8 protein-coding genes are annotated in these 14,531 nt (G+C 33.5%); 5 read left to right on the forward strand and 3 right to left on the reverse strand.

What is annotated here, in order from left to right; all coding sequences use genetic code 11:
* Positions 1–124 precede the first annotated feature (124 nt).
* The 3 genes from HW275_RS03455 to cobU all read right to left on the reverse strand — a co-directional run bounded on the left by HW275_RS03455 (position 125) and on the right by cobU (position 8,458).
* A complete protein-coding gene (locus HW275_RS03455) occupies positions 125–6,877 on the reverse strand; it encodes an autotransporter-associated N-terminal domain-containing protein (RefSeq protein ID WP_178935186.1) in 6,753 nt (2,250 codons plus the stop codon).
* Positions 6,878–7,257: 380 nt separating this feature from the next.
* Complete coding sequence (locus tag HW275_RS03460) at positions 7,258–7,839, reverse strand: 5-formyltetrahydrofolate cyclo-ligase (protein WP_178935188.1); 582 nt, start codon at positions 7,837–7,839, stop codon at positions 7,258–7,260.
* A 28-nt stretch (positions 7,840–7,867) separates the two neighbouring features.
* The gene (cobU, locus tag HW275_RS03465; protein WP_178935190.1) at positions 7,868–8,458 is read right to left on the reverse strand and encodes a bifunctional adenosylcobinamide kinase/adenosylcobinamide-phosphate guanylyltransferase; all 591 of its coding nucleotides are present in this window, start codon (positions 8,456–8,458) and stop codon (positions 7,868–7,870) included.
* A gap of 619 nt (positions 8,459–9,077) precedes the next feature.
* Between cobU and HW275_RS03470 the strand changes: the two genes are divergently transcribed.
* The 5 genes from HW275_RS03470 to feoB all read left to right on the forward strand — a co-directional run bounded on the left by HW275_RS03470 (position 9,078) and on the right by feoB (position 14,466).
* Entirely contained in the window at positions 9,078–9,482 is a 405-nt protein-coding gene (locus tag HW275_RS03470) for a MarR family transcriptional regulator (RefSeq protein WP_178935192.1), read from the forward strand.
* 436 nt (positions 9,483–9,918) lie between these two features.
* Complete coding sequence (locus HW275_RS03475) at positions 9,919–10,473, forward strand: peptidylprolyl isomerase (protein WP_178936397.1); 555 nt, start codon at positions 9,919–9,921, stop codon at positions 10,471–10,473.
* An 18-nt stretch (positions 10,474–10,491) separates the two neighbouring features.
* The gene (locus tag HW275_RS03480) at positions 10,492–11,694 is read left to right on the forward strand and encodes an argininosuccinate synthase (protein WP_178935194.1); all 1,203 of its coding nucleotides are present in this window, start codon (positions 10,492–10,494) and stop codon (positions 11,692–11,694) included.
* A 364-nt stretch (positions 11,695–12,058) separates the two neighbouring features.
* Entirely contained in the window at positions 12,059–12,277 is a 219-nt protein-coding gene (locus HW275_RS03485; RefSeq protein WP_012806491.1) for a FeoA domain-containing protein, read from the forward strand.
* Positions 12,274–14,466, forward strand: coding sequence for a ferrous iron transport protein B (feoB, locus tag HW275_RS03490; protein WP_178935196.1), 2,193 nt, complete (start codon positions 12,274–12,276; stop codon positions 14,464–14,466). Before HW275_RS03485 ends, feoB begins: the two co-directional genes overlap by 4 nt.
* The last annotated feature ends 65 nt before the right edge of the window (positions 14,467–14,531 follow it).

The following is a 14,531-nucleotide window of genomic DNA, read 5'->3' on the forward strand; positions in this document are numbered from 1 at the left end:
ATAAAAAAAGAACAGCAAAACCTCAGTTCCACTGTCCTTAATTTTTATCCTTTTTTAGTTCTTTACTCAAACATCTGTTACATTTTCAGTTGTTAAAGTTCTTCGCTTTTCCCAATTCTTCATTCTAGTAAATAGCTCTAAATCCTATTCCTGCCCTTACATTATTTCCTTTAGTGTCATATCCTCCATTTACTGTCACTCCGAATCTTGTGTTGTCAACTCCAATGTTCAAGTCAAACTTACCATTTCCTCTTCTGTCTTCCTTTTCCCCTCTTATTCCGAACCAGTCTGCGCTTGTGTATCTTACTCTTCCTTCGTTGTTCTTGCTTGCCATCTTGCCTAATTCGTTTTCATAGGCGGCTGACAATCCCACTGTCAGGTTTGTTCTTACTGCAAGTGGCTGTACGTATCTGAATTCCATTCCGACTTCCGGCTTAACTGAGAAGTAGTCGTTCCCTTTTACTTCCAGTCTCATTTCCCCTCTGTCTTCCTTGATGTCATTGAATCTTCCGTATTCCATCTTCAATGCTCCGTATGGACGTAAATGTGTTCTTTCACTCATTCTTATGTCATATCCCAAGTCTGTCTTTAATGCCGCTCCATAAGAATGATAGTCAGATTTTGCCTGGAATACGTCATCTACAACCAGGTATCTACGTTTCATGTCATTGATACCTACGAATACATCTCCTCCGATTGTCCATTGCAATGCTCCATTGTAATCTTTCTTAGGTGACATTGTCTTAAAGATTCCTGCTTTAAGCTGAGTTTGATTTTCTCTTGAATGTCCTATATCCTTAAACTTGAATCTGTTTGTTACAGCTCCTGCATACCATCCGCTTGAGTTACCCATCTTGATTTTTTCATCTTCGTGAACGTAAGCCACACCGTAGGCATTACTTGTATAGTCAATGATTCCAGCAGTGTCAGTGTTGTACTCATCTCTTGCACCAAACACTTTAATCTTGTTGTTTTGCTTAGACGGATTTCTCCAGTCGTGTTTCAGGTATCTGAATTCCTTGTCCAATATGTTTCCAGTTGCATTGATTCTTTGTTGAAGATTTCCATATTGATGTCCCATAATTTCGTCAGTTGCCTGATAAAATAAGATTTCTTCATTGTTCCCTATTCCGCTTATCTTGTCAAATAACAATTTTTCTCTAGTTCCTAAACCTTCAACTCCATATCTTTGTTCCAGACCATCCAGGAAATTGTATGTATCTGTGCTGTTTACAGGAGAATCTTTTCTTCCTGCCCATCTAGTATATGGAATTTTTGCCAGATAAGCGTTCTGTATTGTTCCATCTGTCTGATTTTGCGCCACGCTTGCCATCCATGTAAGTGAACCTGAATAAATGTTCCACTTGTTAATTTGTGGATTGTTTAAAATCATCTTGTTGTATGGTTCAAGAATTTTTTGGCTTACCTGAATGTATTTACCTGTCGTGTTCTGTGCAGCTTCAGCTCCTATTATCAAATCTGCATTTGTTAGCGTGCTCAACTTGCTTAACCCAGTTACTGGCGTTGTAAATCGTCTGTTTGAAGTGTCTATATACATTCCTATTGTTGAAACTTCCATAGGCTTGTATTCTTCTGCTGTCGTTGTCGCTAATTCAGGCACTACTGGAACTCCGTTTACTGTTATTGTTGCTGTTGATGAACCTGCTGGCGCATGTATCTTGACTCCTGACATATCTTTAGATATTTCCTGTCCCTCTTCTGGAACTTGTGAATCCTGTGCTCCGCTTCCTGTTATTCTTAAAGTTCCGTAATTCTTTATTTTCCCTATATTATGTCCTGCCGCATTTCCTTTAGCAAGCAAACCTACTGCTTCTTCTGCATTAATTTCTATTGTCCCGTTATTTTCTATTGTCGAGCCATTCTTGACTACCATTCCCACAACTTTTTTCAAGCCTGCTCCATTTGACTTGATTACTCCATTATTTATTCCATATGCTCCGTTGTCAAGATACATTCCTGTTGTATTGCTTGCGTTAAGGTTGATTGTTCCATCATTTGTAACTGTCGTTCCTATTTCTGTTCCATACATTCCTATACCATATTCGCCATTTACATTTATTGTCCCCTTATTTACTACGTTTCCTGTATACGCTGGCGTTGAGGCATCTCCAAAATATCCTGCCGCCATTCCTATTGCATATTGATTAGCTGTCGGATCCGGGTTTGAAGCTCCTACTGTTATTGTTTTATTATTTACTGCATTTCCGCCATTTGTACTGTAAACTCCTACGTTTCCTATTCCTGAACCGTAGTTAATATCTGCATTATTTACTACATTTCCTGCTGAATAAAGTCCATAGTTTAGTGACCCTGTTGAAGTTAACGGTGTATTGTTTATCACTGTTCCTGATGTATCCCTTGAAAATACGAAGACTGTATTATCTCCAACTGTCTGTGAAGTCATGTTACTTGTTATTGTGTTTCCTGTTCCTTCATTGATAAATCCATATGAACCGTTACCAATTGCCATTGTAGAGCCTGCATCCGCTGTTACGTTGTTTCCAGTTCCTTTTGTATACACCCCAATCGCTTCATCTTCTCCCAGATTAATTACAGAACTGCTTGTCAATGTGACATCTCCATTTGTACTGAGTATTCCCTTACCTTTGTTTCCAATAGTCAATGTTCCGCTGTTTATTACGTTTGCGCCTTCAGAATAGATTCCATAGGCTTTTCCGCTTTTATCTGTTATTGCAGCTGTATTTGTTAAGGTTCCTTTTGTCGCATAGACTCCAACGATTCCTTTGTCACTGCTTGTATTTACTATATTTATATCAGTCACATTTGTTGCTGTATTGTCATAGAAAATACCAGCTCCAGAAGCATTTGCAGAACCTGTGTATTTTATTTCAAAAGTTTTTCCATTAGGATTTACAATTGAACCGTTTGAAACAGAGATTCCTACACCTTTGTCCTTTATTTCCACTCCTGTATCCGATGTAAAGTTTACGACACTTTTTGTTCCACTTGCATAAACTCCAATTCCGTTAGTTCCTACTGCAATGTCTGAACTTCCTGTTCCTCCTAGATTAATCGTGTTTCCTTTTCCTTCAGACACTATTCCAACGCCACTATCTCCAGTCATTACTATTTTACCATTATTTGTAATAACTCCATTTGAAGTTGAAACTAATCCTGTTCCTGCAACGTCATTTGTATTTCCATACAACCCAATTGAACCATTTCCTGCAACTGTTATTGTACCATTATTAGTTACTTCTAACACTTTATCAGCCGCTGTCAATGTTCCTTTTGAAATTTTATCATCCGTTCCATAAGTTTTTAATGTGGAAGCTGAGGCAAATCCTGCCATACCTACTCCGCTTGAAGTAATATTTATGGCGCTGTTATTTGTAAGGCTGCTTCCATTTATTCCATACGCTCCAATTCCGTTATCTACATTAATAGTTCCTTTATTATCAACATATCCAAAACTTGTAGACAATGCTGTTGTATTTGAAGGCGTACCTCCTGTTATATTAATTGTTCCGTTATTTGTGTATCCTGTAGTTGTGTTAGTTGTAACACCATCATGAGAAGCCATTGACAAACCTTTTCCAGTTGCAGAACTTACAGTAACTCCACTTGCTATTGTAAATTTTTCATTTGAAAGTCCTACTTTTGTATTAAATTCATCTGTCGGATCATCTAAATTTTGATTGTTGTTAAGATTAAATATGCCATCTATGTAATATATTTTATATTTTTTATTATTTGTATTCAATGCAGCAAGCTGCATATCATTTTTTATATTATTTGAACCTGTAGTTCCGCCTGTCCAGTTGGTAGTATCTCCTGTATAAGTACGCAATACCACGTTATCTCCGGTAAGGTTTACAGTTACATTTTGCATTCCGTGATATTTTGCTGTTGCAACAGCAGTATTTCCTTCATAATCAGCTGCCGTAGTTCCCGGCATTAATATACCGTCTGACATATTTATTGTTGTAGCTCCCTTGAAGTTTATTGCGGACGCATTAGTATCAGCATAAAATGGCGTAGATTTAGAATGGTCCACAGTATCAGTTCCGCCTGCTACCACATTGCTTGATGTTGCTTTATTTTCATGATAAATGGCTCCACCACTAAAGTTTACAGTTCCTCCATCTGTCGCAACCAACGCACCATTTTTACCAGTCTGAATTTTATTACCCGTTCCATTGTCAATATTTACAACAGAACCAGTTCCTGAAGCAAATCCAGCCATACCGCTTATTTTAATGTTTCCTTCCTTTATAGTAACTGTTCCACCTTTTGAACCTGCTGCTGTTTTTGTAGCTAATGCTGCAATATTTTCAAATTTATCAGTTGCAGCCATTGCATCTGCTGCTGTAATATCTCCAAAAATATTAACTTCTCCTTCATCCCGTGCAAATCCAATTATTGATTTATGATTCACTGCTGTTGTAGTTATAGGTTTTCCTGTTTCTCCAGCATTTACAACACCTTTGTTATCACCCATATAGGCGATTCCTTCTTTTGAAGCCAAAGTTAATGGTATGTATATATTTACTTCAGAAGGTTGATCTTCTAATGCAGATGTGCTATTATCTCCTTCAGTTCTAGAACCTAACTTATGATCAGTTTGTTTCCATACACCTTCTGCATAGGCTACTATAGTTCCTTTTGAAGCATCGCTTTCTGAGGTAGAAGCACCATTTACACCATCTGAAAAACTTTTGCTCATATCACTTGTAGATATATAATCATGCGTCGTTTGTTTTCCTATATCAACAGCACTCCCTTTTTTAGCTATTATCATAAATCCATCTTTTGAATATTTTCCAAATTTTATGTCTATTTTACCAATCTCTAAGTTATGAATCTTATCATTATCCAATGAAGAAAGTTTTCCTCCATTTATAGTTGTAGCTGGAGTACTTCCATATGGGTTCCCAGTTGCATTACTGATTTTAGTTACAGTTACAGGAACTCCTAAATGTTTTGTAGGTATAATGTTTTTTCTTTGTCCAGATTCAACAAATACTCCCACAGCACCATCAACTGTAGTCGACGTATAACCAGTAGAACCCAATTGTCCATCACTTGTCTGTGCTGTTTTGTTGTCTGATGTTAATTGAGAACCGATATTCGCTTTTACATCTATTTCCCCTTGATATATTCCTATGGAAGAACCTTTTGCATAATATTCATTTCTTTCTGGATAAGCATCTGCACGTTCCCAAGATTTCGGAACTGTTCCTTTCATTTTACTTCCAAAAAATAAAACTATATTCTCATCACCATAAAGATTTACATCACTTGTTTTTATAAGAGAATTCATACTGTCATAAGGTTTACCAGATTTTCCCGAATAAGTTTTCCAATCAGTTTTATTCCAGTTAGGTATGTAACTAAAACTTGAATATACTATATTTGAAGCTCCATCTGATTGAATTTTACCCTCATTTGCAATTATTCTTGGAGCAGAAATTCCAGTTGTTAAATAAGCTGTATTTCCTTTACCATACATATTTATGTCTGTCTTCCCATAAATAGCGCCTGTATGAAAATCATTATCAAAATACTTTGTAATAGTTCTATACGCTGCTGGCATTATATAAAAAGCTGAATTTTCGGTACCAAACATATTTATTTTATTACCGCTAACCATATTTACTTGTCCATGTCTCCATGTTTCAGATGTTAAAAAACCTGCACGTCCATATAAATTGGCTGTTACATTACTTACATTCATGTCTTTTAACGTATGAATAGCTATAGTCCCGTCAGTTGGCACTACTGGCCCACCTGAAATTCCATTCGTTGGATCAACTCCTCCTGAGGCACCCGAACCTTGATCTGTATAAGTATCTGAATTCATATGTCCTCTAACATAAAAAGTAACATTTGATAAAGAGGTTCCAATTCTATAAAATATATTTGTAGGCCGATTTGATGTCTTGGTTGCCGTTCCTGCTTGTCCAGTTGCTGCAGCTCCAGTTACTGCATCATTTACACCATCTCCATCTGTATCATGCCAACTATTTTCTTGAATCCCTCCATAATACGTTCCACCTGTAATTGGGTCAGTAGTAGTTGTTGTACCTATTTCAGAAGTCGTTCCATTAAAAAAGAATCCTGTAAATGGGTTTGCATTCGGCTCAACAATATGTACTTCCTTCGTAGGTGTATCTGGTTTGGGCACTGTTATTGCTGGCGGTTCTGTTCCATTTACTGTCAGTGCTTGTAATCGTGGTGCTCTTATTCCCAAATCTGGAATATCTATGTTTACTGTTTTAGGCCTGATTGACGCTTCCACGTTCATTTCCACGATTGGTTCTTGAGCCGGATCATTACTTGCCAGTCCATACGATGACAAAGGAAGATTTTTTCTTTCATTTGATGAAGCTGAACGTCTATTTGCCCCTAAAGGTAATTCACCATAATGCTTACTTAGAGGCGAAGTATATCTGTCAAATGAATTTGAACTTCTTTGAAATACTCCTTCATATGGATATTTCGTTTTCTTATCTCCACGTCCTTTATAAGTCCCGTTCCAGTTATTATTAAAATAATTTAAACCATATTGCCAGCTGCTCCATGGCGCTTTTACAACATGATCCCCCTGCTCCATTAATTGAATAAGTTCAAGATTTGTATTTTTTAGTAATTTGTCGTTTTCTTTCCGTGTCGCTTTAACTTGCTGATGTATTGTCTTAATTGATGTAGAAATTGCCTGTTTTTGACTTTCAATACCTTTATTTGCCGAAGCTGAAAATAAATTACTTGTAACTGTTGTTACCAGTCCAGTCATTAAAAACTTTATCAACAAGCTGTCTGTATAGTGTACCTCCTTGCATCGCTTTGCAAATGCACATAAATCCCGTTTCACATTTTGCAAATTATTCGTCATTTTAACACATCTCCTTTTCTAAAATCTTTATAACTATTTTTCTATGCAGACTATATTTATTTAAAAAAATTATTCTATTCCAATTCAAGCTTGCCGCACTTGACTTGACAATACACCGAATAATATAATTTAAAATTTCAAGTCAATTATTTATAAAAAAATCAAAGTCTATTCTCTTTCAAAATTAAAGTTTAAATATTTTATGAAATAAAAAACTAAAATTTTAATTTTCTGTTCAAATTTAAAAATAGTTTTACTAGGCGTTTTATTTTATTATAAATTAACAAAACCTTTAAAAAAAACATAGCTACACTATATTTTACCAAATTAATTAGAATTGTCAATTATTTTTTTAATTAAATTTAAAATTTCTAATAATTTTATTCAAAAACCTGATTTTCATTCACAACAAAATCTACGATTATATCGTGCTCTTCTCTTGGAATCTTGTCAACAACCTGAAAATCATAGCACACACCAATAAATATAGCTTTTTTATTCCCCCTTCGAACTTTTTTCAGAAATGTATCATAATATCCGCCTCCAAATCCAATCCGATTTTTTTCCAAATCAAAGACAGCCGCAGGAACAATTACGATGTCCAAAATGTTTTCGTTGTAAAAGTCACTGGAAGAAGATTCATAATATCCAAATTTATGTAATACAAGCTCATTTTCCTCATATTTATTAATTTTCATTTCTCTATTTTTACTATCTGTAATTTTTGGAATAAAAAAACTTTTCTCAGGATAAAGTTCCATCAATTTTGTGATTCTCACTTCATTTTTCATATCCATAAAAATCATTATATTTTCAGCATTTTTTATAAATTTTTCCAAATTTTGAATAATTAAATTACTTTTTTTTTCTACTTCTTCAGTGGATAAATTATTTCTTGTTTTCAAAATTTCTTGTCTAATTTTATTCTTTTCTAGCTGTAAATTTAACTTTTCATTTTTCATATAAAAATTTCCCCTTTTATAAAAAATATTATTTAATTTTCATTGGAATGCCAGACACCACAAAATAAACTTCATCAGCCCTTTTTGCCACAGCCTGATTCATTTTTCCTGCAATTTCACGAAAATAACGTCCCAATGGATAACTTGGCACAAGCCCCAATCCCAACTCATTTGACACAATTATCGTATTTTCAAATTGATTTGTTATATTCAGCAGTTCATTTACTGTATTTTCCACATTTTTATCCAATTTTTCCACAATTTTTACATAAGACTTTTTATCAAAATTATCCCAGTCAACATCCTTTTCCTCAAAAATTATATTAGTAATCATATTTGTTAGGCAATCCACAAGCATATTATTTTTAATTCCATTTTTTGTTTTAGGAAAATATTTATTTAATTTATTTTCAAAATTTTTATAAGTTTCCACAGTTCCCCAATCGTTTTTCCGTCTTTCCTTATGCAACCTCACCTTTTCCTTCATTTCCTCATCAAACACAAGCGATGTTGCCAAATACACATTTTCCTGCTTCCCATTATTCAAATTTAAAATTAACTCTTCAGCAAATTTACTTTTCCCACTTTTCGCCCCGCCAGTAACAAAAATTAACGCCATTCCTTTCACTCCTTTTTCACAATTTTTTATAAACAAAAAAACAACCTCATATAAAAGTTGTTGCTTTTTAATTTTTTTATTCCAATCATTATTTTAATGAATTTACTATTCTTACGTACGTTTGAGGAACCCCTTTATTTATCAGTATCACAAAATTTTTTCAGACTTAGTAGTGGTAGGAATTTTTTCTACAAAATTATTGTACCATATTTTTTTGATTTCTCAAAGTTTTTTATAAAGATTTTCCCATCCAAATATTTTATACTAAACTCCATAAAAAAATATTTATTAATAATAAGCAGTTTTTCAAAATCTAAATAAAAATCCCTTATATGGATACTTAATGATAAATTTAAGTAAAGGATATTTTAATAGTTACATAGGTTATATAATAGCATAATCATGTAAAAAAATGACTTTAATTTCATAACTTTTTTGATTTTCTACTCTTTAAATGGGAAATAGCATTATATTTAATTCTCACATTTATTGATTAATTTTAGATGTATTTTTAATAAAAATTTACCTTATTTTCCTAAAAAATAGAAAAATCAAAGAAAATATGATATACTATTATAGATAAATTATAATAGAAATAAAATCAAGGAGGAAATTTATTATGAAAAAGAGTATGTTTGTATTGTTTATTATGTCTATGATGGCTTTTGCAGAAGGTACAGAAGTAAAAAAGGTGCATACTAAAACTGCGAAACTAGAAAAAGATTCATATTGTAATATTCCGAAAGAGTATAGTGATTTTAAGAAAATTAATGAAAAAGATTATCGAGTTGATGTAGATTTTGACAAATGTGTGTTCGACGGTGAAACTTATGAGAATGTAAAAGTGGGCGTATTAATTCAAAATGTTGAAAAAACTGAAAAATATTTGAAAAAATACAAATACATGCATTTAAAAGCAGGTAAAAATCTAGTTTATAATTCAAATGACAATAGCTACTATTACAATGGTTCTTGGGCATTTAATAATGATAAAGCTTATCCAACAGTATTCGATGGTAAATAATTTATAAATAAATTTAGGACGGCAGTTTTATTAAATTGCCGTTTTACTTTTTGAGCATGTATAATTTTGTACGTTTTAATTTATAAGAAAGCAATGTCTATTAAACAAAATTTTTAGAATACATAGCAATTCTAGTTTAATATGAAAGTAAAAAGTTATTTACATAATTTTTGCTCCAATTTTTAACTGGATTAACTATAATACCAGAAATACAATGCTTTTAAATAATTTTAAAATTATATTCAAAAATCTTTCACAATATGATAGAATGTATCTGGACTTATTTAAATAAACTTAAATAAAAATAGAAATTTTAACTATTTGAATAACAGGTTTTACTTTAAAATAAAGTTCCTTAAAACAAATCAAATATTGAAATGAAAGGAGATGTATGATTAAAAGAGTATCGTTACTGATGTTATCGATTTTAATGATGATGACTGTTGCTGTGCAATCATACAGTAAAGAGTATAAGATGAAAGCGAAAATTATTACTGCAAAAGGTGATATTAATATTAATTTATTACCTGACAAATCGCCTGTAACTGTTGCTAATTTTGTAAATTTGGCAAAAAAAGGATATTACAACGGATTAAAATTTCATAGGGTTATTGAAAACTTTATGGCTCAAGGCGGAGATCCAACTGGAACAGGAGCAGGAGGACCAGGATACCAATTTGAAGATGAAGTTAATAATGGACTGAACTTTTCTAAAGCTGGTAAACTGGCTATGGCGAATGCTGGGCCAGGAACAAATGGAAGCCAGTTTTTCATTACGACTGTGCCGACAGAATGGTTAAATGGAAATCATACTATTTTTGGAGAAGTTGTATCAGATACTGATTTGGCTGTTGTTAAAAAACTATCTAATGGAGATGTGATGACAAAAGTTATAGTTGAAGGTGACGTTGACGCTTTCTTAAAAACTCAGAAAGGTAGAGTTGACAACTGGAATAAGACATTGAAGCAAAATTTTCCAAATAAATTTTAATTGAAGGGAAACAGGAAAATGACAAAAGAAAAAGTAGTTTTAGCGTATTCAGGCGGGCTTGATACATCAATTATCATACCTTGGCTAAAGGAACATTATGATTTAGAGGTAATTGCGTGCTGTGTGGATGTTGGACAAAACGAAGATATGGAAGCCGTGAAAGTGAAAGCCATAGAATCTGGCGCTTCCAAAGTTTATGTAGAAGATAAAAAAGATGAATTTGTAAGAGATTATGCTTTCCGTGCTTTAAGAGCGGGAGCAGTTTATGAAAATAAATATTTACTGGGAACTTCATTTGCACGTCCGTTAATTTCCAAAACATTGGTAGATGTTGCCCATAAGGAAGGTGCGACATATATTTGTCACGGATGTACTGGGAAGGGGAATGATCAGGTTAGATTTGAAACTGGAGTATTTTCATTGGATCCAACATTAAAAATAATTGCTCCTTGGAGAATCTGGGATATTTCCTCAAGAGAAGATGCGATTGACTACGCACAAAAAAAAGGTATAAAAATAAGTGTAACAAAAGAAAAAATTTATTCAAGAGATCAAAACTTATGGCATATTTCCCACGAAGGAGGAGATATTGAAGGGCTTGAGAATGAACATAAGGAAGATATTGTCTATATGATGACAACTCCTCCTGAAAAAGCGCCAGATAAGCCAACTTATGTGGATATTACATTTGAGCAGGGCTGGCCTGTAAAAGTTGACGGCAAAGCATTGGAGCCAGTGGAATTATTAAGAAAATTAAATAAAATCGCTGGAGAAAATGGTGTCGGTGTAATTGACATTGTGGAAAACAGGCTGGTTGGAATGAAGTCAAGAGGAATTTATGAAACGCCGGGCGGAACACTGTTAATGGAAGCACTAAAGGAACTGGAAACTTTAATTTTTGATAAGGACACTTTTGAATTTAAAAAACTTGTTTCACAAAAATATGCAGGCATAACTTATTCAGGACAATGGTTTACACCACTTCGTGAAGGGCTTGACGCATTTGTAGACGAAACTTCAAAAAATGTGAATGGTACAATAAAATTGAAATTGTATAAGGGAAGCATAAAAATCGCTGGAAGATTCACTGATTTTGCCTTGTATGATGAAAAAATCTCTTCATTTGGCGCAAGTGAGCTTTACAGCCATAAAGATGCAGAAGGATTTATAAAATTGTTCTCACTTCCAAACAGAATTAGAGCTTATAAAAAACATAAATAAAATTTTAATTCTTAGAAAAAAAAATATATTACGGCAGGAACTTTGTTTTAAATTGAAGTTTTCCTGCTTTTTTTATGTTCATTTTTTTTAAAAAGAGAAAAAACTTGCATTATTTTTTAAAAAGGTATAAAATTAGTTTGGCAATTAAAATATTCGGTTTTCATAGTATATGTTACATTTTTGAAATGATTTTAAAATATATTTCAAATTATTCTAAGTATGTATTAGAATTCCTTAATCTAAAACTTATGAAATTAAACAATATTAAGTTTAATTCTAAAATAGTTTTCATATAAGTATAAATACGCTTTTGGAAATCGAAAAATCAATAAACATTACAGAAAAAGAGAGGAGATGATCCGAGATGACGTTAGTAGAAGGAAAAGTCGGAGAAAAATTTTTATTAAAAGATATTGATGAGAGGAAATTGGACACACGGTTATTGAGTCTGGGAGTATGCAGAGGAGATGCCTGCACAATTGAAAATATCGCAAATGGAAATATTCTCATAAAAACAGTGGAAACTAAAATCGTAATCAGCACAAATTTAGCAAATCACATTCAGATTGAGGTGGTAAAATGATAAACGTAGCATTTGTCGGGAATCCCAACGTAGGAAAAACTGCCCTAATTAACCAAATCTCGCATGCAAGTTTAAAGATAGGAAACTGGCCGGGCGTAACAATTGAAAAAAAGGAAGTTTCTTTTAAGATAGGCAATGAAGATATAAAACTTATTGATTTGCCAGGAATTTACAATTTGTCAATAAATACTCCTGAAGAACGTGTTTCAAGGGATTTTTTGCTAAATGAAAAAGTTGATGTGGTAATCAATGTTATGGATTCAACATCGCTTGAGAAAAATATTTACTTAACTGCACTATTAAAGGAACTTGGCATTCCAATCGTCATGGCGCTTAACTTTGAGGATGAATTTAAAAGAATTGGCTATGAGCTGAATGTGGACAGATTTCAAAAGCAGCTTGGCATCCCAGTAGTCTTTACAAGCGGAAAATCTGGGCATGGTGTAGACAAGCTTATGGAAAAGGCAGTTGAAATTTCAAAACAAACTTCATCAGAACATAAACAGCACAGACTTCTGTTTGACAAAGAAATTGAAAGTAATATTGAAATTTTGAAAAATAAACTGAAAAATGAGAAATCCTATGAAAAAGTGTTGGAAAAATACCCTGTTGACTGGCTTGTAATCAAAATTTTAGAAAATGATACAAATATACTGGCAATAGTGAAAAATGAATTCGGGATTGACTTATCAAGCATCGGAAACACTGAAAAAAAGAGTCTTGAAGACCATTATGGAATTGTACCCGAAGATGTACTGGCAAGAGCAAGATATGGAATTGTGCGTGGAATTATTTCAGCCAACTTAAAAAGAGGTACCGGAGATAAATTTGCACTGACAGACAAAATTGACAAAATACTTTTGAATAAATTTTTTGGTGGACTTGCATTTCTCGCCATAATTTATGCAGTATTTGTTATTGTATTTGACGGAAGTTCTCCGTTTATCGACTGGATTGACGGTTTTTTTAGCGACTTTGTAATAAAATATGTGGGACACGCTATTGAAGGGGTGCCTGACTGGCTTAGCAGCTTTGTGCTGGAAGGGATTCTTGCTGGAGTAGGTTCAGTCTTGACATTTGTTCCGCTTATGTTCTTTATATACTTTTTCATGGCGATTCTTGAAGAAAGTGGATATATGGCACGTGTAGCATTTATTCTGAACAAGATGATGACAAAGGTTGGGCTTTCTGGAAAAGCCTTTATCCCAATGCTAATCGGATTTGGATGTACAGTTCCAGCCATTTATTCGACAAGAACGTTGGAAGATGAAAAAACGAGAAGGCTGACAGGGGTTATTGCCACATTTATGTCGTGCGGTGCAAGACTTCCAGTTTATTCCCTGCTTGCAGCAGCATTTTTTAGCAAACATGCAGCCTTAGTTGTTGTTTCAATTTATCTTTTTGGAGTATTTATGGCTCTTTTCGTAGCATTCATACTAAAAAGATTCAATTATTTTAAAGGAAATAACACGGAACTGCTGATAGAACTTCCTCCATACAGACTGCCAAGTGCCAAAGTTGTATGGAACAATATGAAATCTAAAACTTTCGCTTATATTAAAAGAGCAACTACAATAATTTTGGGAATCTTGCTAATTATCTGGTTTTTCCAATATTTCCCAAATAAAGGGGATGCTGAAAATTCCTACTTAGGACAGGCAGCAAAAGTCGTACAGCCTGTATTCAAGCCAACCGGTTTTGGTGACAGATGGGAACCTGTGGCTTCCATTGTGCCAAGTATCATAGCAAAGGAAACTGTTGTAGGATTTTTAGGACAAATTTTGTTGTCGCAGGAAGAAGATGAGAAGCAAGAATATAATTTCATGGCTGATTTAAAGGATCAAGGAATCGCGTTGGGAGGTGCCGTAGTTGATTCGCTAAAATCACTGGGACACGTTGCAACATTCAAAATTTCAACATTAGAAATGAAAAATCAGGAAGAGCTTGATGAAGATGCAGGAGGAAATATTGTTCCAGCAATCAGAAATCTATGGAATGACAAATACGGTCCAATAAGAGCCTATTCATTTATGCTGTACGTCCTTCTTGTAGTACCATGTGCTGTAGCAATGGGAGCGTTAAAACAGGAGTTTGGATGGAAATTATTGGCATTCCAAGTATCAATGCTGTTAATTTTACCTTATGTTGTATCAATACTGTTCTTTAATGTCGCCCGATTATTTGTATAATTTTAGAATCATTGAATTACTGTGATTTAAATATATTTTTAGATTAACATATAATTTTAAAATAA

It is taken from the genome of Leptotrichia sp. oral taxon 223 (genome assembly GCF_013394795.1).
Classification (GTDB): Bacteria; Fusobacteriota; Fusobacteriia; order Fusobacteriales; family Leptotrichiaceae; genus Leptotrichia.

Bases quoted from the DNA above. Each gene is read 5' to 3' on its own strand.
- HW275_RS03455 (WP_178935186.1), bottom strand. From the start codon at position 6,877: ATGACGAATAATTTGCAAAATGTGAAACGGGATTTATGTGCATTTGCA.
- HW275_RS03460 (WP_178935188.1), bottom strand. From the start codon at position 7,839: ATGAAAAATGAAAAGTTAAATTTACAGCTAGAAAAGAATAAAATTAGA.
- cobU (WP_178935190.1), bottom strand. From the start codon at position 8,458: ATGGCGTTAATTTTTGTTACTGGCGGGGCGAAAAGTGGGAAAAGTAAA.
- HW275_RS03470 (WP_178935192.1), top strand. From the start codon at position 9,078: ATGAAAAAGAGTATGTTTGTATTGTTTATTATGTCTATGATGGCTTTT.
- HW275_RS03475 (WP_178936397.1), top strand. From the start codon at position 9,919: ATGACTGTTGCTGTGCAATCATACAGTAAAGAGTATAAGATGAAAGCG.
- HW275_RS03480 (WP_178935194.1), top strand. From the start codon at position 10,492: ATGACAAAAGAAAAAGTAGTTTTAGCGTATTCAGGCGGGCTTGATACA.
- HW275_RS03485 (WP_012806491.1), top strand. From the start codon at position 12,059: ATGACGTTAGTAGAAGGAAAAGTCGGAGAAAAATTTTTATTAAAAGAT.
- feoB (WP_178935196.1), top strand. From the start codon at position 12,274: ATGATAAACGTAGCATTTGTCGGGAATCCCAACGTAGGAAAAACTGCC.